Origin of the sequence: Vibrio genomosp. F6 (assembly GCF_005146325.1) — a bacterium.
Classification (GTDB): domain Bacteria; phylum Pseudomonadota; class Gammaproteobacteria; order Enterobacterales; family Vibrionaceae; genus Vibrio; species Vibrio cortegadensis.
In genome coordinates this window covers 1-22,103 of sequence record NZ_SYUT01000020.1, presented here as the reverse complement: position 1 = coordinate 22,103, position 22,103 = coordinate 1, and the positions used below count along the sequence as shown (strand labels likewise).

The following is a 22,103-nucleotide window of genomic DNA, read 5'->3' as shown; positions in this document are numbered from 1 at the left end:
CTATTCATTAGCGTCTTTTTTTACGTTTAAAATTTCACCGAATAGTTGCGCAAACGTTTGCTTCTTGATTTGAATGCAGTATTATCGCCGCAGTCATTTTCTGAAAAGCATAAATTTAAGGGTTAACATGTTTGGTACAGCTACGCGCAAAAGCGCAACTCGTGTTCTATTACTAGGTTCTGGCGAGCTTGGTAAAGAAGTCGCCATTGAATGTCAGCGGTTGGGTTTAGAGGTCATTGCGTGTGATCGCTACCCTAACGCTCCTGCAATGCATGTCGCGCACCGTAGCCATGTTCTAGATATGTTAGATGGTAAAGCTCTGGAGAAAGTCATCGAGCTTGAAAAACCAGATTATGTTGTTCCTGAGATTGAAGCGATTGCTACTGATAAGCTGGTCGAATTAGAAGCGAATGGATTGAATGTGGTGCCTAGTGCGAAAGCGACTCTGCTCACGATGAACCGTGAAGGGATCCGCCGCTTAGCTGCCGAAGAGTTATCGCTACCAACTTCTCCTTATCGTTTTGCTGATTCTTATGAAGATTTTGTTTCCGCCGTTGAGTTTGTAGGGCTACCTTGTGTCGTCAAGCCTGTCATGAGTTCGTCAGGTAAGGGGCAAAGTGTTATAAAAACCGAGAACGATATTGATTGTGCCTGGAATTATGCGCAAGAAGGCGGACGCACTGGCGCTGGTCGAGTCATCGTTGAAGGCTTTATCGACTTTGATTATGAGATAACGCTGCTGACGGTGCGTGCTGTTGATGGTGTACATTTCTGTGCGCCTGTTGGACATCGTCAGGAAGATGGCGACTACCGTGAATCGTGGCAGCCTCAGCGTATGTCTGAAAGTGCGCTTAAAGAAGCTCAGCGTGTCGCAGAATCGGTAGTTAATGCGCTAGGCGGGTATGGCATCTTTGGGGTAGAGCTATTTGTAAAGGGCGATAGCGTTGTTTTCAATGAAGTCTCTCCACGCCCACATGATACCGGAATGGTCACGCTGATTTCTCAAGAGTTGTCTGAATTTGCTCTGCATGTTCGCGCATTTACTGGTATGCCAATCAACACCATTACTCAATATGGTCCGTCGGCATCTGCTGTTGTTCTTGCGGCTGGTACTTCGGACAACATCTGCTTTGACGGTTTGCAGGATGCACTGGCAATGCCTCAAACTCAAATCAGATTATTTGGGAAACCGGACATTGATGGAACGCGTCGTCTAGGTGTGGCATTGACTCGTCGTGAGACTATCGAAGAAGCCGTTGACGCTGCCATACTGAGTGCAAGTAAGGTTGCTATTCATTTCTAGGCCAACAATGTTAGGAATGCTATCGAGTCTGTGCTTGATGAATATTTGCTAACTAGGTCTTGTTTAGATCTGTTCTGGTTAGATCGGTTCTGGTTAGATAGGTTCTGGATAGATAGATTTTGGCTAAATAAGCCCTTACTGAATGAACTTTTGCTGCAAAGCGTTAGGTTTCCACTAGGATTCCTTTCCACTAAGCCTTTGCAGCAAATATTACATTGTTACGCCGTCACTAAAGATTCACACGGTTTCAGCACTATTTTGCTTCTAACAGCCAAACCTCTTCTGCAAATCGACTCAGCCCTTTTTTAATTCGTGGGTGATTCTCGTCAGCATCATCTCTATAAAGGTGTGTAATAGTAAAATCGTCAAACAGTGTTTTGATCTCTGCATGTGGGACACTGAATGGAGGTCCTGCCATCTCTTCTTGCGCGTAATCCAAGCCTACCAGTAATATCTTTCCTCCTGGTTTCAACACGCTTTTCAGTTTTTCAACATAAGCTTGACGCATAGATTCAGGCATAGCGATCAAAGCCGCTCGGTCATAAATCAGCTCAACATCATCAATTGGTGCATTGAAATAGTCCCCAGCATAGATATCAAGTTCATCAAACTGATAGCGTTCATATTGGCCGTTCATCGTTGTCACTAATGGCGTGTACAAATGCTCAGCAAACAGAGCACGCACAGCAATTTTGCTCAACTCTACGCCTTGCACACTATCGTGCTTAGACGCCAACCAGATCAAATCTTCGCTTTTACCACACATAGGAACAAAAACGTTTTGTGTGCGTGATGGCTCTAACGCTTGCCAAAACTGAGTTAAAAGAGGGTTTACATCTTCTAAATGGAAGCCAATTTGATTCGCGGCCCATTTATTATGCCAAAATTCAGGATCGTTCATGTTTAATTCATATTCACTGTAGATAATGGATACATCAAATAGAGAGTAACTGATTACAAGCTCAGACAAAACCTTCGCATTAAATTGACATACGAAAGAAGAGGTTTGTTACTCTCTGTTTTAACAGAAATAAAGTGCAATGTAGCTCACATTTTATTGATGTATTAAGACTTCAGGGTTGGTTTTAGTTTTTCTACCCCAAGGTCATAAATAGTTAAATTTGGTTATACAGTTAGATTTCTTGAAAACACGTTACTGCTTTTAAGTGCCCTTTTTTGTAACAGTAATCTAGGAGTGTAAATGGCCCCTTTTCTCCGTACAGCAGCATTAATGCTATTGGTACTCAGTCGCGCGCCTGCATTTGCAGCAACCGTGTCATCACCTTCCACTGAACAAAACCGATCCTCACAAAATGAAGTTTCTCCTACGCTTTTCAAACATAGCCTAAGTGGACTTTACGGAATAAAACCCATTAAATCATCACCAACTCAACCTTATGATGATTTCGATATTCTTTACAGCAAAGCACATCAAGCTCAACTGGAACTAGAAACGATCTGTAAAAGCACAGCGTTATTAACCGATTCTTCCGCACACTTTGCAGGTGTAAAGTCGCAAGATCGTGCCATTGAGAAAATTAATCTAGAACTTGATGGCCAAACAAACAGAATCACCGATCTCGCTCGTGCCACGATAATTGCAGACGATGTAGAAAGCTTGGTCACGGTATACGAAACCATTAGCCGTGAAGCTGAAATCGTAAAAGTCAAAAACCGATTTAAATCCCCTGCCCCTTCAGGCTACCGTGATTTAAACCTGTTGGTTCGTCTTCCAAAAACAAACATCGTCGCTGAGGTTCAATTGCACTTAAAAGCAATAGCGGAAGTGAAAAGTGGAGCCGAACATGAGCTTTACGAAATCATCCAAGGTATTGAGCGTGTGGCGAGTGCGCAAAATCGAGCTCTGAATGATATTGAAACCGCGCAGATAACGAGTTTGCGTCGTCAATCTTTAGAACTCTACCAACAGGCGTGGCAGCCTTACATTACCACTCAACTTAAAGCAGCATAGTCAATCTATGTGAGTGGCTAGCAAAATTTTCTTAAACGTTACAACGACAAAGGCACGCTAATCAGCGTGCCTTTTTAATTTGATTCTTTAGATACAAAAAGACCACGCGAGGCGTGGTCAATTGCTTGGGCGTAGCTTACTTATCTAACTTAATGTCTTCAACGCGAGCTTTTAATTTCTGCCCAGGTCTAAAAGTAACTACACGGCGAGCAGTAATTGGAATGTCTTCTCCGGTTTTTGGATTTCGGCCCGGACGTTCGCTTTTTTCACGAAGATCAAAGTTACCAAAACCAGAAAGTTTAACCTGTTCGCCACTTTCGAGTGCTTTACGAACTTCTTCAAAAAACACTTCAACCGTTTCCTTGGCATCCCGCTTACTGTATCCAAGTTTTTCAAACAAGTTTTCAGCCAAATCGGCCTTTGTGAGCGCCATAAAACTATCCTCAAAGGTGTGTTAAACATTGCTACTTAATTAGTAGCGCCAAAGCATTTCACTTAGCCAATCAACAACATATCGGCTTTACTTGGAAAGTGTATGCCAAGCTTCTGATTTTCGCCAACTTTTTTCAGTCCATCTAGATATACATCATATAAATCAAACAGATAAGAATTCGGTACAATGAGCACAAAAAGCACATCAAAAGTCAAAAAATAGACAACTACGGAATTTATATTCATAAATAACAAAATAATCAGTATAAAACTCTATTTGATAGATCGCTTAAAAATTTTGTCAATTTGTGTATTTACTCATAAATAGTTACTAAAATCAGTATGTTGAACACTCAAAGTGCATACTCAATTGGTCACACTGAAATAGTTGCATAACATGAATAAGTCATTTTGATGCTCAATATTATCCCCCGAAGAGAACAAATATTCCAAGCATACCGTCTACCTTTAACCCATTTAGTTATCGCGATACTTCGTAACACCAAACCCATCGTGCTATCCGCCAATTGCATCTCTGTTTTTATCTCTAATAGCGACAAACTGGTCTAGGTTATCTAAAAGCAAATCAACGCATTCGGGATCAAAAAGTAAGCCACTGTTCTCTTTTATGTAAGCAATTACACCTTCCATTGACCACGCCTCCTTATAAGCTCTCTTACTCAATAGTGCATCAAACACATCCGCTAAAGTGACAATTCTGGACTCCAATGGAATGTTTGTGCCCGACAAATTGTCAGGGCTTCCACTGCCATCATAGCGTTCGTGATGATGTCGAATAATGTTTTTGAGTAGACCTATATCGCTTCCTGTCACCCAATCTTTATCTATGTAACAAAGAACTTCATCTATAATTTCAACACCATATATTGTGTGCTTTGACATTATTTTTCTGTCATCGGATGAAAATCGTTTATCACTAAAAAGTACATCATCTGGAATTTTGTATTTGCCAATATCGTGAAAAGGAGCGTAATGAGCGATTAAATGAATAAATCTATTGTCGATTGGATGAGTGTCCGCCAACAGCCTTGCCAGCAGTTCACTGTACTTTCCCATTCGAATCAAGTGCTCTTTTGTCTCCGGATCCCGCGCATGCCCAATGTTTAATGCAATCGCGAGTGCAGACCGAAGATGATGCTGACGCTCACAGTGCTTAAGTATAAGGCCGTTAACAACCTGCGATATAAATGCACAATCTCGTTGAAGTTTTTGACAATCGAAATAGCTCTCTGTGTCTGCATTGATAAATAGAACACCAATCGTTTTCCCGTCATAAATTAACGGTGATGTGTAACTGCTTCGGTGCCCTATCTGAAGAAGTTTTACGGTTCGATCATTCTGATTCAACCGTTTTAAATCGCTCACAACACGGACATTTTGCTCTGTAACGACACAAGTTAAACTCGACCTAAGTGATAGCACTTTTTTATACAGATCGTTGGTTGCAGAGCCCTCTAGCGAGTCTAAAACAAAAAATTCGCTAACTGATCGTCATCAACCAGCGTCACAGAGAAGCGAGAAAGGTTTTGGTAAGTCTCTTTTGAAAGTTTAAATATCTGCGTGAATGTCGATGATAGTTCTTGTTCTGTGTTCGCAACATAATTTAGTCGCTGGTAATCAAACATATAACCAACCTATTTTCATATTTATGTTTACTCTCAAATTCAAAAGTTACGGTCACACTATGTGTTGGACTACCATTACTATTGCATATAGAGGCCACTTAAAAAATAGGGTTAATACAATTACAAACTGTGATCAAAAAATGTTAATGAATAGATATAAAAATACTTACCTAAACGTTGCTTTTAAGATCAATATCTCACTGATTTCATAAACATCGGTCGAATCACTGTCACCATGCGCTCCATTTATCACCAATCACATCGACTCAGTTTTCACACTCTCCCTTTTAATTTCCAGTTTTGGTGCTTATTATTTCCAAAAATGAAAATTAAGCTTACCTACTTTGAGCTGATATCGCGTTGACGACCACGCTTGAGAGGCGCATTCTTTGCTTTCCATGCAGAACAATAAAGACTTCGTTATGAGTGAATTCATTAGCAGTGTGTTCTGTACAACAAGTCGATTAGGGGGAAAGGTCACATGAATAAAATTGTTATGTTAGTAATGGGGCTATTTTTTACGAGTCGGTTGTTTGCCAGTATTGTTCCTCATGCCACTCAACTTGAGCATGACGCTCCTATTCTGATTCGTTCAGCACTCATCGTCGGCGTTGTGAGTTATCTCATCTGGGCTGGGTTCAAGTACCTTAAAAAGAGCAAAGCATCTCGTTAGGTCTGTGTTGTAGTACCGAGCTGAGCATTTGAACCATGACTTATGGCGCTCATGCTACCAAGCCTCAGGTATACCAAGAGTGTGATGTTTTGGAGGGAGCAGAGAAAGCGCCCTCTCAATCAATATAGCCACTATAAAGTATGAAATTGTAAACTGGTTGGGATGCCGATTTCAGTTTACTGGATAATTTTCAGTCCATTCGGGTTATAAAGGTTTGCTCATCATCCACAAAAGCCACATAGTCACCGTGATAGATAAACACCCGACCACGCCCTTCAACTAGGCAGGCAAGTTGTGGGTTTAAATCTTCATCAAGATCTTTGCTTTGATACGTACCAGTATCGGTGATCACACCACGGAGTGTAGGCAAAAATCCATAGCTGCGTTTAGCTTGATCAATCAGGCTCAATTCACTGCTAATAGAGAAGTAAGATGGGATTGGGCCTGCATCTTCGATAAACATCGGTTTTAGTTCTTCAAAAGCTGTAATCACCAGCCAGTCGATGTCGTTTACATGATGGATAAACATTGTTGATAAATACCTAGTTTCTCGATAGTTCTGATGCGTGGATTCTATCACTATCAGCGGAAGAACGTGGCAGAGATTTTGTTGCTAAAGGCAAGATCAGCGCCGTCTCCCCGCTCCCGCTTTTGCCATACGCAATTTGCTCACCATCGTGAGATATTGCAATACCGTACTTAACCGTTGAATCATTAGCCATGGCATTAAAGCTACCAAGCGCCATGAATACCAAGAATGTGATGTTTAGAATTAAACGTTTCATAGTGTCTCTCTACTTACTTTAGAGGAAACACAGAAAGCGCCCCTCTCAATCAATATAACCACTATAAAGTGTGAAGTTGTAGACAGGTCAAGAGTGCTGCTCCTAACTATAAATCAAACGAAAGACATTGCACTTTCAAATTGGATAAAAAATACATTGTATGATTCCATTCTAATTAATGTAAAAATCCAATTATCCAAATCCAATTAAATCATTAATTTCATCATTATCAATATTTGGGTCATAATATCGTTCAGAGAATAAACTGAGTTGTTCTACAACTCTCATAAAGTTACACGTATCAGTTAAAATACCATTAGATTCAACCATGAAGTTTTCTTTGATTCTCTTATGTAATTCAAAGCCTAATTTATAGCCAAATTTAAATGAGAAACCAAGCATTGTTGATGTTTCTCTACTATAATAACTGCTATAATTTGCTGCATATCCAGCCCATGAGTTTAATCGGTAATTATTTGACGTTCTATCTGCAACCAAATTTCTAGCTATATCTTTAATGGAAGAAGAAATTCTATACCTTTCTCCACACAAGTAAACCCTGTTTAGGCCTAACAAGTTGATGCTAATCGTAGCTTTTAACTTTTCATTTTTACATAGGTTTTTTCCAGGTCGAATTTTTACAATAAAGCACTCTCCGACGCTATTCGGATTTTTATAATCAAAGAGTTTATTCGGGTTGTCTTTATAAGGATTGAATAATAGTGGTACCTCTCCTTGTATAGACTCTATTGCTCGCGTGCCTTTTCGGTATTCTTTATAAATCCCATCTAACTTCTTAAATCTAACTGGGAAATTATTTTTCTTTCCATAGGGAATGTCAGTAACATGTTTATTTCCAACATAAATACCGCCATTACCAGCCCCTCGATTGCATCCTCCACAAGCTGGGAGCATGTTTTCATAGTGATTTCCTAACTGGTAATATCCAAAATCTGATGCCTTTCTAGTCGTTTTATGACTGCGATGTCCAGATTTATGATGCAAGATAAACTCATTATCTCGACACTTAAGTTCATTTTTAGGCCTAAAATGCTCAACTTCAACTGTGTTTGAGCTATTAACTCGCACACCACAATATGCACAACATTGACTTGCTAGTGCTCTGATTCTCGTTTTGTTATTCTCGTTATCATAACCACTAAAATCGAAATTTATAGTATTCCCCCGAGAAAGATTGAACTTTTGCCTGTTATTGGTAAGAATTGACTGATACACGGTGGTGTTTGGGTCCATGTTTGCTGGAACAGGTGAAATATACCTAATCTTTCTCATGATTTTCAGCCTTTTCTAGTATCTTTTCTATATCATCGGTTTTGGGAATGACTCCTTTTGATATGTATGCATCGACGGCAGATAAAGCTAACAACTCTCTAAATGTACTACCAAAGAAACCTGTTTTTCCTAATATTTTCCTGTGTTCATTGATAATATGAATGTCATTATTTCGTAGAGCGACATAATAGTTGTCGACTTGTTTTTGAATCGAATCATCTCCACACATAGTACCAAGTCCAAAGATAGGACTTGATAGTATTTGTTCTGTAGTAAGATGTGTATGGTCTGGTAAGGTATCTATTATTCTAGTTTTTACATTACTTTTGTTGACGTTATTATTTTTCTCTAGAACAATGACATGTTCATTATTATTTGCTGATTTTATCACCAAAGGGTCATGTGTTGTAAATACAAATATTACCTCAGGAAAGGTTTCTTTTAAATTAGATACTACTTTTTTCTTGAAACGTGGGTGTAAATGTAATTCCACTTCATCCACGAGAACCAAAGTACTACTTAAGCGCTTCTCAATTAGGTTCAAATCATTAATTACTTCTTTTTCGGTTATTCCAGACATAACCATATAGAATATAGTTAGCAAGGAGTTGTAACCACTACTCAAGTCAGTTATATAAACTCTTCCTGTATCATTACTCTCTGTTTCCCAATATACTTTTCCATCTATGGTACAAAAATAATAGTCTTGAGGTAAATCTAGCAACGTTTTAAGCTTACGTGCAACCCAATGTATAAGTTGATCATTTTTATGCTGACTCCAGACCCATTGTGCTAACAGATTTGGGGTTTTGGAATGACTCCTATTTTCAGAAACATGTATCAAATTGCATTTATCGCGTAATCCTTTTGATTTCTTATCTGAGCCATAAATATAATGATAGTTTTCATCTGTATACTCGATTTCGTACGTAGGCAAAGTATCAATCGAATTACATAGGTCATCAAGGTGTTTTTTGTATCTTGGCTTAAGTGCTCTTTTTAATAATTCTAATAGAGTTGATTTACCCACACCATTTTCACCAAGAATTATTAAGCTATTTTTCCCATTAAATTCTAATTTCTGATTAATATCAAAACCTCGAATACCATCAAATTTTATTGAAGAAATACCTGAAAATGTATAGCTAAAAAAATCCCTTTTATATATCTCTATAGGTTTAAATGATTCCGACCTTAGTGGAATTGGTGTAATGTCATTGAATAAGTCATCATAAAAAATAGAATCACGCTGAACTCTTTTTAATAGATAGTCAGAAAAAGAACCATCATCATCAACTTCAACTTCAACTTCAACACTCGCAATAAACAAGCTATCAATGGGAGATTCAAGGGAACTATATTCAAAAGAATCATAGTTTGTTCTGTAGTTTTCAATGGCACACAATCTACGACTTACCAGTTCTTTTCGATTTAACGATAACCTTTCAATTGTTGCTTTCGCTCTTTGTGATAAAGGCACTAAACGCCCATCATCAAGGTAGTTAAAATGCAAGTGTACTGGTTCGATTGTAGGTAAAACGATTTCCGGTTCGAAATGTAATAAACTACGGCTATTGCCTCTGTTTATTTTTCGCACTCTATTTTTATATCTTACATTACTAGAACCATAGTTCTCGTGGCATGTATGGCATATTAAAGCGGAACATTTCCAATCAGTATAGATCCACAAGTTAATGCCAGACCCATCATGAAAGAAAGCTGGCACAATATTATCCGTTTGGGTTCCACAATAAAAACAGTGTTCAATGTTACCGGATAATTTCACACGAGAGCTATCAGTAATTCTTTTTAACGCTTCACTATAATATGGGTCACGCATTACATTATATTGATACGGATCATAGCCAGTTGGAAAAGATAATAATTGCTTGAGGTACTCGTGTTTATTTACGTCTTCAGAGCCTAAATCAAATAAGGATATTGGGATCATTTTATTTTTACATGTTAATAATTAAAGTAGTTAAGAAATGCGATCATTTCACACTAATCGCTTAAAGAATGGTATCACTAAATACACTAATATCGATTATGCATCAAATAGCAGCTACGATCACTATTTACCTTATAAACAGTGATTTAAATCAATAAGCCACAACTAAAATTTACTAAGACAAAAAAGGCCTCGCAATGCGAGGCCTTTGTTTTTCTATCTATCAGAAGATATTAGTCGCGAAGTGCTGCGCCGAATTTCTCTGAAATTGAAGCTACGATAGCATCTACTGAACCAGCGATGTCTGCATCTTCTAGTGTGCGCTCTACAGACTGTAGAGTAAGTGCAATAGCTAGGCTCTTCTTACCTTCTTCAACGCCTTGACCAACGTATACGTCGAACAGTTTAGCGCCTGTTAGGAATTCGCCACCAGCAGCGATACACGCTTCAACGATGTCGCCAGAAGCTACTGCTTCATCAACAACAACAGCGATATCACGACGGTTTGCAGGGAACTTAGATACGGCTACTGCTTCTGGAAGCACGCGAGTATTGATAGCTGCCCATTCGATTTCGAATACGATAGTACGGCCGTTAAGACCAAACTTACGCTCTAGTTCTGGGTGAACAGTACCAATGATACCCACTTCTTTGCCGTCTACTACGATAGCCGCAGTTTGACCTGGGTGAAGTGCTGGGTGCTTAGCTGCTTTGAAGCTGTATGCGATTTCGTTTGCAGAAAGCTCAAGAACGGCTTCTAGGTCACCTTTAAGATCGAAGAAATCTACAGTGTTAGTTGCAATGTCCCAGTGCTCTTCGCCACGAGTACCAGAGATAACGCCCGCAAGCATCATTTCTTGGCGCATGCCGTTTTCAGCTGTTGCTTCAGGGATGAAACGTAGGCCTGATTCGAATAGACGAACGCGAGACTGTTGACGCTTCTGGTTATGAACAACTGTGTTTAGTAGACCTTGGATTAGGCCAAGACGCATTGCTGACATGTCCGCAGAGATTGGGAATGGCAGGATTAGCGGCTCAACACCAGGTACAACCAATTTTTGCTGTTCTGGTTCTACGAAGCTGTATGTGATTGCTTCGTGGTAGCCACGGTCTACAAGAAGGTCACGAACGCGCTTAAGCGGTTGGTCAGCTTCTTTGTGGTCATTCATTTTAAGTGCCGCTTTAGGCGCTTGGTTTGGAATGTTATCGTAACCGTAAATACGACCTACTTCTTCAATTAGGTCTTGCTCGATTGCGATATCGAAACGCCAAGATGGAGACGTTGCCGTCCAACCTGCATCAGTACTTTCTGTATCTTCAACAACAGTAACGTCACAACCTAGGCGAGTAAGAATTTCCACTACGTCTGTAGATGGGATTTCGTGACCTAGTAGGCTGTCTAGCTTAGCGCGACGTAGAGCAACTACGTTTGCTTTAGGAAGATCAGCTTCAGATTCGCTGCCGTTTACTGGCGCAACTTCACCACCACAAATTTCAACTAGAAGCTGTGTTGCACGCTCCATTGCTGCTGCTTGAAGTGTTGAATCAACACCACGTTCGAAACGTAGAGAAGAATCTGTGTGAAGGCCGTAAGCACGCGCGCGACCACGGATGTGATCCGGTGCGAAGAATGCAGCTTCAAGAAGTACGTCTGTCGTTTCAGTAGTAACACCTGAATCTTGACCACCAAAGATACCAGCGATTGCTAGTGCTTTGTTTTGGTCTGCGATAACAAGTGTGTTGCTGTTTAGTTCAGCTTCGTTGCCATCTAGAAGTGTTAGCTTTTCGCCCTGCTCTGCTAGACGAACCACGATACCGCCTTCGATCTTAGCTAGATCAAATGCGTGCATTGGTTGGCCTTGCTCTAGCATCACGTAGTTTGTGATGTCTACAACTGGGTCGATTGAACGGATACCACAACGGCGCAGTTTTTCTTGCATCCAGATTGGAGATTCCGCTTTCACGTTTACGTTCTTAACCACACGGCCAAGGTAACGTGGACAAGCATCAGTTGCTTTGATTTCAACAGAAACTGTGTCTTCAATGCTTGTTGCAACAGCTTCAACGGTTGGCTCTGTAACGTCTGCGCGGTTTAGTACGCCAACTTCACGAGCAAGGCCACGGATGCTGAAGCAGTCTGCGCGGTTTGCTGTTAGGTCTACGTCGATAGTGACGTCGTTAAGCTCAAGAAGCTCACGTACGTCCATACCTAGCGTTGTGCCTTCAGGCAGCTCAAGGATGCCGTCTGACTCTACGTCGATACCTAGCTCAGAGAAAGAACAAAGCATGCCGTGTGATGGAACGCCACGTAGTTTTGCTTTCTTGATTTTGAAGTTGCCAGGAAGTACTGCGCCAACAGTTGCTACTGCTACCGTTAGGCCAAGACGACAGTTAGATGCACCACATACGATGTCTAACAGCTGTTTATTTCCATCAAGATCGGCTTCACCGATATCAATTTTAGTTACTTGTAGTTTGTCTGCGTCTGGGTGCTGACCGCACTCAACCACTTTACCTACTTTAACGCCGGTAAATTCACCAGCAACAGGTTCTACATCGTCAACTTCCAAACCAGCCATAGTGATTTGGTGAGCTAGCTCTTCGCTGTTAATTGCAGGTTTAACCCACTCGCGTAGCCAAGATTCACTGAATTTCATAGTTTTGACTGCCCCGGATTACTTGAATTGTTTAAGGAAACGTAAGTCGTTCTCGAAGAACGCACGAAGGTCATTTACGCCGTAACGAAGCATCGTTAGACGCTCTACACCCATACCGAATGCAAAACCAGAGTATTTCTCAGGGTCGATGCCAACAGAGCGAAGTACGTTAGGGTGAACCATGCCACAACCTAGAACTTCTAGCCATTTGCCATCTTTACGTTTCACGTCAACTTCCGCTGAAGGCTCTGTGAACGGGAAGAATGAAGGACGGAAACGCACTTCAACTTCTTCTTCAAAGAAATTACAAAGGAAATCGTTAAGAATACCTTTAAGTTGTGCGAAGTTTACGTTCTCATCCACTAACATACCTTCCACTTGGTGGAACATTGGCGTGTGAGTTTGGTCGTAATCGTTACGGTAAACACGGCCCGGAGCAATAAAGCGGAAAGGTGGCTTGCCGTTTTCCATTGTACGGATCTGAACACCAGACGTGTGCGTACGTAGCATTAAGTCTGGGTTAAAGAAGAACGTATCGTGGTCAGTACGAGCTGGGTGATCGTCTGCGATGTTTAGTGCATCGAAGTTGTGGAATGCATCTTCGATTTCAGGGCCAGACTCAGTGCTAAAGCCAAGCTCACCAAAGAACTGCTCGATACGCTCAACAGTGCGAGTAACTGGGTGAAGACCACCGTTCTCAATGCGACGACCTGGTAGGCTCACATCGATAGTTTCTGCAGCTAGCTTCGCTTCAAGCTCTGCACGTTGTAATGCGTCTTTGCGAGCTGCGATCGCTTGTTGAACAGCACCTTTCGCTTTGTTGATCTCTTGACCAGCAGTGCGACGCTCTTCAGGTGGAAGTTTACCTAGGCTTTGTAGTTGAAGAGTTAGTTCACCCTTCTTACCTAAATACTGAACTCGCACGTCATCAAGTGCGACTAACGAATCAGCGCTTTCAATCGCTGTCGTTGCATTAGCAATGATCTCTTCTAGATGTTGCATCGTATCCTCATCTACCCAGTGGTAGTTCCATAAGGGAGTATTGGTATTTTGAATAGCTATACATAGTAATCAAACAGACAAGCAATGCCAAATTGAATATTGAAATGAAGCGGTTATCGGACGATATTTCATCAATAACCTTAAACAATAAATTCAAATGGATAGAAATTTGTGGAAAAAGGCCAAAATTAGCCAAATTTAAAGAGAACGGGATATTTGAAATGATTGCGAATATTGTAAAAATTGCGCTGCGCTTTGCCGTATTTTCGTGTCAAAGCGAGGGTAATACTGTTGAAATGACGGTGAGGGCTTGGTTTATAGACGCGATATTTTACATTCACGCGACTTCTAATCCCTTACACTCACCTCAGAAAAAGTGGTAAACAGAAAGAGTGGTAAATCAACGTTAAATAGGCCAAACCACATTAACGATTATTGACTCTGCGATGTAGTTTAAGATTCTGTTGGTTCGTTGCTCTTAACGCAATTTTTACCCGCTTGTTTCGCTAAGTAGACGGATTCATCTGCCGCTTTAATCAAGTCGTTGTACGTCACCATTTTCTCGGTACGCTGCGCTACTCCAATGCTAATACTTCCCTTCCAGCGACCATCACCCACCGGTATGTTCAGCTTTTCCACTTCAAGCCTTGTTAACTCTGCAATATGCAATCCACCAGCTAAATTGGTTTGCGGACATATAACAAAAAATTCATCACCACCAAGACGACACACAAAATCATCACTTCTGAACGCATCTTTTAACGCTTGAGATAATTCAATCAAGACGATATCACCAGCATCATGCCCGTAAGTGTCATTGACATACTTGAAGTGATCCGCATCGATCATGATGCAAACCAAAGGCAAATCTAACTCGGTAGACTCGTTCCAGTAGCTGTTTAACTGCTTCATTGCATGACGGCGGTTAGGCAACTTCGTGAGGACATCAGTAAGTGATAGCTGTTCAAGTTCTCTATTGGCAAGCAAAAGCTGTTGTGTTCTTTTCTCTACCATATCTTCTAGAGATTGATTCAATTTCAACAACTGCTTATTTCTGACTGAGACTTGCTCAAAAAGTCCATTCAATGCGTTAAGTAATGGCTCTGTTGAACTATCAACCTCTTTTTCACCTTGCTTATACGCTTCTACTGGCGAAACCCCAGACTCAATCGCTTTCACTTGGCGAGCCATATTTTGATCAATACCGAGTATGTGATAAGCCAGCCAATGGATAAGGAAGTCTAAAAGCAGCTCCGCACTTTTTGGATCATCTTCGGTGATAAAGGCTTGCATACCCATCACTTCAGACATAAATGACCGATGCATTTCAATGTGGTATTCAAGGTGTGCAGGATAGATATTGGTATCCCTCATCATTGCTTCTTCTTCGCGAAAGTGAAACTCCGCATAGCGAGAAAGCTCAAACAGAGCGACGTTAATATCGCTAAATGACAAGGTATTTTCTGATAATAATGAGCCATACTTGTTGATTATTTCGACTAAATACTGATGCTGTTCATCGACATCATCGAGGCCCGTTTCAAAGTTTTTATCCCACTGGAATGATTTCATTACTATCGTACCTGCTATTCACTCGCCATCGTTCAAGTGAACAAATGATTATTTTATATAATGGTAGTTTACACAAAGGCGGAACCTACATTCGGTTGACTTACTTAAAAAATGACATAGATCCGCAAACAAACCTGTTTAATTAACGATTTTATTTTTTAAGTACGATTACTGAACGAATTAACAGGCAATGATGGGCAAGATCCCCACTCTGCCCACGAACCATCGTATAAACGACAATCCATTTTTCCCACAACACAGGCCGCCAATAATATGATGCAAGCCGTAATACCTGAACCACAACTGAAAATAAGAGGCTTATTCTCATGCTTTAGATGTACAGTAAACAGTTCATCCAACTCTTTAACTGATTTATAGCAGAGACCGTCAAGCACTTGTGCAAATGGTAGGTTGATTGAATTGGGAATGTGTCCACTTCGCACCCCTTCTCTTGGCTCGGCAGCATTACCACTAAAGCGTTCTGAACCACGAGCATCAATAACCATATATTTGGCTGATATGAGATTGTCAAAAACAAAATCTGATGTGCAAACGCGATGGGGTTGATAATTGGTTATTAGATTGTCAGCACCATTTGAAGACACTTCCAAAGAGTCAGTGGTCGCTTTCCCTTCTTCTATCCACTTAGGTAAACCACCATCTAGAACATAACTATTTTCAAATCCCATCGATTGCATGATCCACCATGCCCTAGGCGCAGAATAGATACCTTGGTTGTCATAAATCACAACAATACTGTCTGGTTGAATGCCGAGCTTTTGCGCTGCTTTCGTAAATTGATCTACGGTTGGGAAGGCATGAACCTGTGCCGACTCTTTATCGATGAACACGTTTTCTAAATCGAATTTGCGACTTTGAGGAATAAAAGTAGGGGTTTGATAGACGAGAGGCTCTTTACCAATGACAGTCTCCATACTGGCATCTAATACAATGACATTCTTGTTATTTAAGTTTTGAGCCAACCATTCGGTCGTCACTAATGGACTTCCCATCCTATACCTCCAGAATCAAAAGATTATAACATTCACGCTTACATCACGCAGAAAGAGAGACACTACATGAAATACTCATATTATGCGAAATGCAGGCCTACACTCAATACCGATTTCTGACTCTAATGAGCATCAACACCCTCCAAGCCACTACTTTTTACTATTTTTGTCAAATGTTAGCCTTCATTTCTTTGCTATCGAACTTAAATAAACCGCAACTAGACTACATTTATCTTTACAACTCTGTATAATGCGCCGCCTATTTGCCCTTACTTTCGCATCGCTAAAATTGGCTATCGTGTCAATTGATCGGCTTGTCAGTACACACCTAGGAATACTTCTTTGATATCTACCGCAAACATCACAATGCAATTTGGCGCTGAGCCTTTATTTGAAAACATTTCTGCCAAATTCGGTAATGGTAATCGCTATGGTTTAATTGGTGCGAACGGATGCGGAAAATCCACCTTTATGAAGATCCTAAGCGGCGCACTGACACCAAGCTCAGGCAATGTCTCTATCACTCCTGGACTAAAACTTGGTGTTCTTAGCCAAGACCAATTCGCATTCGAACAGCATAATGTTATTGATGTTGTGATTATGGGTGATAAGAAACTTTGGGAAATCAAGCAAGAGCGAGACCGTATTTACGGCTTACCTGAGATGAGCGAAGAGGACGGCATGAAAGTAGCCGAACTCGAAAGTGAATTTGCGGAAATGGATGGCTACAGCGCAGAGAGCCGTGCAGGTGACATTCTTCTTCAAGCGGGTATTGAAGAAGAGCTTCATTTTGGTTTGATGCAGCATGTCGCGCCGGGCTGGAAGCTTCGTGTTCTTTTGGCACAAGCTCTTTTTGCGAACCCTGATATTTTGCTACTTGATGAACCAACCAACAACTTGGATATTCACACCATCAACTGGTTGGCTGAAGAACTGAATCAACGTAAATGTACGATGATCATTATTTCCCACGACAGACACTTCCTAAACTCTGTTTGTACTCACATGGCTGATATTGATTACGGTGAGCTACGTATTTACCCGGGTAACTACGAATACTTCCTTGAAGCTTCAGGTTTGATCCGCGATCAGCTTCTTGCAAGTAATGCGAAGAAGAGTGCTGAAATCAGCGAACTTCAAGATTTCGTAAACCGTTTCGGTGCAAACGCTTCTAAAGCGAAACAAGCGAGCTCTCGTGCTAAAAAGATGGATAAGATCAAGCTTGATGAAGTGAAATCAACGAGCCGTATTAGCCCATCTATAGATTTTGGCGAAGGTAAAAAGCTTCACCGTCTTGCTCTTGAGCTTGAAAATGTTGGTCATGCTTTTGAAGATGAAGTGCTGTTCGAAGGCGGCAACTTAATCCTTGAGGCTGGAACTCGATTAGCGGTCATCGGCGAAAATGGTGTCGGTAAAAGTACCCTACTTCGCTGCTTAGTGAATGATCTTAAGCAAAATGAAGGCATCATTAAATGGTCTGAAAATGCGTCTGTGGGTTACTGCCCTCAAGATAGCACTGCTGACTTTGACAACGATTTATCCATTTTCGATTGGATCTCTCAGTGGCGTACAGCGAAGCATGATGATCTTATGGTTCGCGGCATTCTAGGTCGTTTACTCTTTACCGCTGATGATGCGAACAAAAAAGCTAAAAACTGTTCTGGTGGTGAGAAAAACCGTCTGCTTTTCGGTAAGTTAATGATGCAAGACATCAACGTACTGGTGATGGACGAACCAACGAACCACATGGATATGGAAGCAATTGAAGCCTTAAACAGTGCGCTTAAAGTGTATACTGGCACACTCATTTTTGTCAGCCATGACCGCGAATTTGTGTCATCATTGGCTACGCGCATAATTGATGTGAAAGACAAGAAGCTTGTCAACTTCCAAGGTACCTACGAAGAGTATCTGGATCACCAAACAAAAATGCTGCAAGTCGCTTTATAATTAAGCGATTTTAATAATTTAAATACATAGCCGCTAAAGTCAGCGGCTATTGCGTAAGGAATTCTTTATGACTGATGAAGAAAGAATCGAACTTCAACAGAACAACCCACTGCATGGTCTTAAACTAGAAACTCTGCTACAAGAGCTTGTTGATCACTACGGTTGGGAAATTCTTGATACGGCAATGCGTCTGAACTGCTTTAATACCAAACCAAGCATTGCCAGCAGTATCAAATATTTAAAAAAAACGGAATGGGCAAGAGAGAAAGTGGAAAATTTCTATCTTTACCGTTTCAAGCGTATGCCAAAAGCATCCGATCTTGAATACGACATGCCTCCTCGCGCTCGTACATTTAAGCACGGCCTTAAACCAAGAGAACCAATGGAGCTGACGGTTGAGTCTATCCTGCTTTCTCAAGCGAAATCGGCTTCTGCTCATAAAGAGAGAGCATCTCGTGGCCGAGGTCAATACCGTCGCTAATTGTCTCAGACTCCATTAGTTTCGCGTTAATTTGACTCACATGAATTAAATGCAAAAATGATAAGCCAAATCATCCACATTGATTTGGCTTTTTTTGTTTGTGTTCCGTCAAAAAGCACGATTGTTTTCTTTGCTTTTTTACTCTCTACACAATTAATATTTATCTATCCGATCACCCTTTTCACTTCCAAATCCATCACTCAACTTTTTAAATATCCACCATTATATTCACGCCACATATAATGAAGAATCAGCATAAATTTATGTCGACAAAAATAGAATTTGGGATTATTTTAGCGCAAATTTAACCACGCCAATTCAGGGCCTCCTCACCAACGTTTTAACGCTTCAAAGCTAACTATTCGCACACTATTTAAACTTGTCGCTTCAATTACCCCCTACCTGATATTCAAGTAGTGGGGGCGATTCTGTGTGCGCTCGATTAATACTGTTTATTTGTTACGGAACATAACATGAACAAACACTTTGAACTTATCGACAAACCCACTTTCTTCGGTGCTTTAGTACTACTTTTTTCAGTGATCACTCCATTGCTTATTTTCCCTACAGAAGGAGCAGAATGGATTTCAATCGCTAAATCGTTCATGACAGACAAGTTAGGCTTTGCTTATCTGGCTCTCGGCCTAGCGGCGTTCTTTTTCATGATTTATATCGTTTTTTCTGACATAGGCCAGATCAAGCTAGGGGATCCCGATGAAGATGCGGAATTCTCACTTGCCTCTTGGGCGGCCATGCTATTTTGTGGTGGCATAGGGGCAAGTATCCTATATTGGGGAACGATTGAGTGGGCTTATTACTACCAAAACCCACCTTTCCAATTAGAGGCAGGAAGTGAGGAAGCTATACGCTGGGCAGCGACTTACGGTATCTTCCACTGGGGTCCGATCGCTTGGTGTATTTATATGATCCCAGCCATTCCTATCGCTTACTTCTTTTATGTCCGCAAGCAACCTGTTTTAAAAGTATCAGCAGCTCTTATGCCTGTGATTGGCGAAGCACACAGTTTTGGTAAGCTTGGAAAATTCATCGACATCTTGTTTATTTTCGGTTTATTGGGTGGCGCGGCAACTACTCTCGGACTCGCCGCCCCTTTAATTAATGAAGGGATTAGCTATCTATTTGGTATTCCTGCTACCACTGGAAGTCAGATTGGTGTCTTACTGCTTTGTACGGCTATTTTCGCCTGCTCCTCTTATAAAGGGATGGACGAAGGCATTAAGGTTCTCAGTAATATCAATTTCTGGGGAGCGATTGGCCTTCTGCTTTTTGTTCTATTCTGTGGCCCAACAATATTCATGCTGGAAACTGGTTTAGACTCTATTGGTCGTATGCTTTCAAACTTCTTTGTGATGGCAACTTGGGCAGAACCTTTTGGTGGCATGGGCACTTTCGCCAATACTCACTTCCCTCAAGATTGGACGATTTTTTATTGGGCTTGGTGGCTCGTGTTTGCGCCAAGTATGGGGTTATTTGTTGCGCGGATCTCTCGCGGGCGAACCATAAAACAGATGGTTTCTGGTGCCGTTTTCTTTGGTTCGTTAGGTTGCGCGATGTACTTTATGATCTTAGGTAATTATGGGTTATCGCTACAATTATCAGGTCAACTTGATGTGGTCGGTATCTTAAATGCCGAAGGAGCAACTCGAGCGATTTTCTCGATTTTAGAGCAACTGCCATTTAGTACTGTAATCATCGCGTTGTTCACCGTGCTATGCATCATTTTCACGGCTACAACGTTCGATTCAATCTCTTATATCTTAGCCTCTGTCGTACAGACAAATGTGACTGAAGACCCAATGCGTTGGAACCGTCTATTTTGGGCATTCACCCTATCCTTCATGCCCTCGGTTCTAATGTTTATGGGTGGACTTGCTACATTACAAACTGCGGCCATTGTCGGAGGCTTACCCCTGCTTGTTATTGCGGTCATGCTGATGGTCTCTGGCGTAAAAGCAGCAATGCTGGATTTGAGCCATCAAGATGATTACGTTGATCCTGTCATCAACATATCAGATCTCCCTGAAGTCGATCCTTGGAGCAAAGAAGGCCAAGCTCTCGCTCGTTTTGAGCTACTTCGCGATAGTGCAATTGACGCTGCAAACATCGAACGTGAATCCATTGAGGCCATTTGCAAACTCAAAAAACAACTGCGTCGTGAAGCTCTGTCGAGAGGTGAATCGAGCTTGGAACTGGGAAATGCTCCAGATGAGATCATTGAAGAGTTACGTCTGTTAACCGAAGTGGCAGCAAAAGCTAAAACACAGAAACTTGATGCATCTGAGCAAGCTCAAATCGCTCGAAGTGCTTTTAACAACCTTATGAAAGACAAAGAGTTAACTGAGGCGAGCTTAGCCCAAGAGGAGACAAAAGCCGCAATTCAAGCAAGGTTACACTCCAACATTGAGTAAGCATTTAGTCTGGTTTTGGTGGCATCGCTCTGAGTAAATGACAGTTTTATTTCCTTAAGATAAGTCACGATTGCACAAACATGCTGTCGGCCTCCGGCAGTATGTACTAGTGTTAGCGAACCGTTTCACAGTATTACACCGTGATTCAACCTCAACATATTACTGCTAAAATCGATTCAAAGTCACGCGTGGAAAAGACGGTAAACTAAGTCAGTTCACTTGGTTACAACTGCTCACATCGAGAATTGGGAAATTGAAGAGTTAGTTTGTGAAAGGAAAAACAAGTAGTGTTATTGGTTGAAATACAACACATAAAGCAAGAAGAACCCTAAACCTTATGTGTTGATAATAAGTAATATATAGAAGCTAATTTTAGATATAGTAAGCTTCAACAGTACCTTTTAGTGTGATCAGAATTGGCTGACCACGACGATCTAATGCTTTAGGTGATGGGATTTTTACCCAACCTTCGCTAATACAGTATTCTTCAACATCAGTACGTTCTTTACCATTAAGACGGATACCGATTGGGTATTCGAAACATTCAGCCACATGGTGCGGGCTGCGTGGGTTGCCAGCAAGGTGATCTGGTAAAGTTGGTTTTGAGTTAGTATCGCTCATTTTCATGACCTGAAGTAAATAAAAAGTGCGCCATTGTAGACAATACAAGCCTTTCGCTCAAGCCTAAAAGTCAGCTCATAATAAGGCTATGGCACATAAAATAATGCACTGATTACAATTACATCAACTTAAAGTGGAAAGACCATGACTTACACGAAAATTACAGCTCTGCTCTACCAAGGCTTAGTCTAGGGTATATGTTCCATTTTCTCCATCCGACAAAGCTTTGCTAGCTATGACCGTGCTGAGTAAACCATTGCACCGTAAACACTAAATTCAAACCGGAGTAAAATCGGCAGGCGTTAGGAGTCACTCTTAAATTG

The 22,103-nt window shown here is 41.1% G+C and carries 19 protein-coding genes and 1 pseudogene; 6 read left to right on the top strand and 14 right to left on the bottom strand.

The annotated features are described in order from the left end of the window. Window positions 1-127 precede the first annotated feature (127 nt). Entirely contained in the window at window positions 128-1,303 is a 1,176-nt protein-coding gene (purT, locus tag FCV43_RS06985) for a formate-dependent phosphoribosylglycinamide formyltransferase (RefSeq protein ID WP_136994507.1), read from the top strand. Between the two features lie 52 nt (window positions 1,304-1,355). On the opposite strand, the pseudogene FCV43_RS20835 reads toward purT, so the two are convergent. Beyond that, a pseudogene (locus FCV43_RS20835) lies at window positions 1,356-1,427 on the bottom strand (hypothetical protein); the annotation flags it as partial. A gap of 129 nt (window positions 1,428-1,556) precedes the next feature. Continuing rightward, a complete protein-coding gene (locus FCV43_RS06980; RefSeq protein ID WP_029203337.1) occupies window positions 1,557-2,204 on the bottom strand; it encodes a thiopurine S-methyltransferase in 648 nt (215 codons plus the stop codon). 300 nt (window positions 2,205-2,504) lie between these two features. Here FCV43_RS06980 and FCV43_RS06975 point away from each other — a divergent pair, with 300 nt between their 5' ends. Further along, entirely contained in the window at window positions 2,505-3,275 is a 771-nt protein-coding gene (locus FCV43_RS06975) for a RelA/SpoT domain-containing protein (RefSeq protein WP_136994505.1), read from the top strand. Window positions 3,276-3,411: 136 nt separating this feature from the next. Here the strand turns inward: FCV43_RS06975 and ihfA are convergent, their stop codons facing one another. The 3 genes from ihfA to FCV43_RS20605 form a co-directional block, all read right to left on the bottom strand. Then, window positions 3,412-3,708, bottom strand: a complete 297-nt coding sequence (gene ihfA / locus FCV43_RS06970; protein ID WP_017052310.1) for an integration host factor subunit alpha — start codon at window positions 3,706-3,708, stop codon at window positions 3,412-3,414. Window positions 3,709-4,223: 515 nt separating this feature from the next. Next, on the bottom strand, window positions 4,224-5,093 hold the full coding sequence (locus tag FCV43_RS06965; RefSeq protein ID WP_240697135.1) for an HD-GYP domain-containing protein: 870 nt from the start codon (window positions 5,091-5,093) through the stop codon (window positions 4,224-4,226). Between the two features lie 98 nt (window positions 5,094-5,191). Continuing rightward, a complete protein-coding gene (locus tag FCV43_RS20605; protein WP_240697134.1) occupies window positions 5,192-5,353 on the bottom strand; it encodes a hypothetical protein in 162 nt (53 codons plus the stop codon). Between the two features lie 481 nt (window positions 5,354-5,834). On the opposite strand from FCV43_RS20605, the gene FCV43_RS06960 reads away from it, so the two are divergent. Next, window positions 5,835-6,026 (top strand): hypothetical protein, encoded by a 192-nt coding sequence (locus FCV43_RS06960; RefSeq protein WP_136994503.1) that lies wholly within the window; start codon window positions 5,835-5,837, stop codon window positions 6,024-6,026. A gap of 190 nt (window positions 6,027-6,216) precedes the next feature. Here FCV43_RS06960 and FCV43_RS06955 read toward each other — a convergent pair whose 3' ends face one another. The 8 genes from FCV43_RS06955 to FCV43_RS06920 form a co-directional block, all read right to left on the bottom strand. Beyond that, a complete protein-coding gene (locus FCV43_RS06955; protein WP_136994501.1) occupies window positions 6,217-6,555 on the bottom strand; it encodes a cytosolic protein in 339 nt (112 codons plus the stop codon). 13 nt (window positions 6,556-6,568) lie between these two features. Then, window positions 6,569-6,811, bottom strand: a complete 243-nt coding sequence (locus FCV43_RS06950) for a hypothetical protein (protein WP_240697133.1) — start codon at window positions 6,809-6,811, stop codon at window positions 6,569-6,571. A 192-nt stretch (window positions 6,812-7,003) separates the two neighbouring features. Beyond that, on the bottom strand, window positions 7,004-8,104 hold the full coding sequence (locus FCV43_RS06945; RefSeq protein WP_136994499.1) for a hypothetical protein: 1,101 nt from the start codon (window positions 8,102-8,104) through the stop codon (window positions 7,004-7,006). Further along, complete coding sequence (locus FCV43_RS06940) at window positions 8,091-10,055, bottom strand: AAA family ATPase (RefSeq protein ID WP_136994497.1); 1,965 nt, start codon at window positions 10,053-10,055, stop codon at window positions 8,091-8,093. Before FCV43_RS06940 ends, FCV43_RS06945 begins: the two co-directional genes overlap by 14 nt. Before the next feature lie 233 nt (window positions 10,056-10,288). Next, a complete protein-coding gene (gene pheT, locus FCV43_RS06935) occupies window positions 10,289-12,712 on the bottom strand; it encodes a phenylalanine--tRNA ligase subunit beta (protein ID WP_136994495.1) in 2,424 nt (807 codons plus the stop codon). 18 nt (window positions 12,713-12,730) lie between these two features. Beyond that, on the bottom strand, window positions 12,731-13,714 hold the full coding sequence (pheS, locus tag FCV43_RS06930) for a phenylalanine--tRNA ligase subunit alpha (protein ID WP_113795726.1): 984 nt from the start codon (window positions 13,712-13,714) through the stop codon (window positions 12,731-12,733). Between the two features lie 453 nt (window positions 13,715-14,167). Then, the gene (locus FCV43_RS06925) at window positions 14,168-15,286 is read right to left on the bottom strand and encodes a GGDEF domain-containing protein (protein WP_136994493.1); all 1,119 of its coding nucleotides are present in this window, start codon (window positions 15,284-15,286) and stop codon (window positions 14,168-14,170) included. A 158-nt stretch (window positions 15,287-15,444) separates the two neighbouring features. Further along, the gene (locus FCV43_RS06920) at window positions 15,445-16,299 is read right to left on the bottom strand and encodes a sulfurtransferase (RefSeq protein WP_136994491.1); all 855 of its coding nucleotides are present in this window, start codon (window positions 16,297-16,299) and stop codon (window positions 15,445-15,447) included. 342 nt (window positions 16,300-16,641) lie between these two features. Between FCV43_RS06920 and FCV43_RS06915 the strand changes: the two genes are divergently transcribed. The 3 genes from FCV43_RS06915 to FCV43_RS06905 all read left to right on the top strand — a co-directional run bounded on the left by FCV43_RS06915 (window position 16,642) and on the right by FCV43_RS06905 (window position 21,159). Then, window positions 16,642-18,249, top strand: coding sequence for an ABC-F family ATPase (locus FCV43_RS06915; RefSeq protein WP_084654970.1), 1,608 nt, complete (start codon window positions 16,642-16,644; stop codon window positions 18,247-18,249). Window positions 18,250-18,316: 67 nt separating this feature from the next. Continuing rightward, window positions 18,317-18,730, top strand: coding sequence for a VF530 family DNA-binding protein (locus tag FCV43_RS06910; RefSeq protein ID WP_017054803.1), 414 nt, complete (start codon window positions 18,317-18,319; stop codon window positions 18,728-18,730). Window positions 18,731-19,203: 473 nt separating this feature from the next. Continuing rightward, window positions 19,204-21,159 (top strand): BCCT family transporter, encoded by a 1,956-nt coding sequence (locus FCV43_RS06905; RefSeq protein WP_136994489.1) that lies wholly within the window; start codon window positions 19,204-19,206, stop codon window positions 21,157-21,159. A gap of 372 nt (window positions 21,160-21,531) precedes the next feature. Here FCV43_RS06905 and FCV43_RS06900 read toward each other — a convergent pair whose 3' ends face one another. Then, window positions 21,532-21,780 carry a DUF3297 family protein gene (locus FCV43_RS06900; protein WP_029203587.1) on the bottom strand — a complete coding sequence of 83 codons (249 nt, stop codon included), beginning with the start codon at window positions 21,778-21,780 and terminating at the stop codon, window positions 21,532-21,534. Between the last annotated feature and the right edge of the window lie 323 nt (window positions 21,781-22,103).

Excerpts from the sequence above, each read along its gene's own strand:
- purT (WP_136994507.1), top strand. The coding sequence starts at position 128 with ATGTTTGGTACAGCTACGCGCAAAAGCGCAACTCGTGTTCTATTACTA.
- FCV43_RS06980 (WP_029203337.1), bottom strand. The coding sequence starts at position 2,204 with ATGAACGATCCTGAATTTTGGCATAATAAATGGGCCGCGAATCAAATT.
- FCV43_RS06975 (WP_136994505.1), top strand. The coding sequence starts at position 2,505 with ATGGCCCCTTTTCTCCGTACAGCAGCATTAATGCTATTGGTACTCAGT.
- ihfA (WP_017052310.1), bottom strand. The coding sequence starts at position 3,708 with ATGGCGCTCACAAAGGCCGATTTGGCTGAAAACTTGTTTGAAAAACTT.
- FCV43_RS20605 (WP_240697134.1), bottom strand. The coding sequence starts at position 5,353 with ATGTTTGATTACCAGCGACTAAATTATGTTGCGAACACAGAACAAGAA.
- FCV43_RS06960 (WP_136994503.1), top strand. The coding sequence starts at position 5,835 with ATGAATAAAATTGTTATGTTAGTAATGGGGCTATTTTTTACGAGTCGG.
- FCV43_RS06955 (WP_136994501.1), bottom strand. The coding sequence starts at position 6,555 with ATGTTTATCCATCATGTAAACGACATCGACTGGCTGGTGATTACAGCT.
- FCV43_RS06950 (WP_240697133.1), bottom strand. The coding sequence starts at position 6,811 with ATGAAACGTTTAATTCTAAACATCACATTCTTGGTATTCATGGCGCTT.
- FCV43_RS06945 (WP_136994499.1), bottom strand. The coding sequence starts at position 8,104 with ATGAGAAAGATTAGGTATATTTCACCTGTTCCAGCAAACATGGACCCA.
- FCV43_RS06940 (WP_136994497.1), bottom strand. The coding sequence starts at position 10,055 with ATGATCCCAATATCCTTATTTGATTTAGGCTCTGAAGACGTAAATAAA.
- pheT (WP_136994495.1), bottom strand. The coding sequence starts at position 12,712 with ATGAAATTCAGTGAATCTTGGCTACGCGAGTGGGTTAAACCTGCAATT.
- pheS (WP_113795726.1), bottom strand. The coding sequence starts at position 13,714 with ATGCAACATCTAGAAGAGATCATTGCTAATGCAACGACAGCGATTGAA.
- FCV43_RS06925 (WP_136994493.1), bottom strand. The coding sequence starts at position 15,286 with ATGAAATCATTCCAGTGGGATAAAAACTTTGAAACGGGCCTCGATGAT.
- FCV43_RS06920 (WP_136994491.1), bottom strand. The coding sequence starts at position 16,299 with ATGGGAAGTCCATTAGTGACGACCGAATGGTTGGCTCAAAACTTAAAT.
- FCV43_RS06910 (WP_017054803.1), top strand. The coding sequence starts at position 18,317 with ATGACTGATGAAGAAAGAATCGAACTTCAACAGAACAACCCACTGCAT.
- FCV43_RS06905 (WP_136994489.1), top strand. The coding sequence starts at position 19,204 with ATGAACAAACACTTTGAACTTATCGACAAACCCACTTTCTTCGGTGCT.
- FCV43_RS06900 (WP_029203587.1), bottom strand. The coding sequence starts at position 21,780 with ATGAGCGATACTAACTCAAAACCAACTTTACCAGATCACCTTGCTGGC.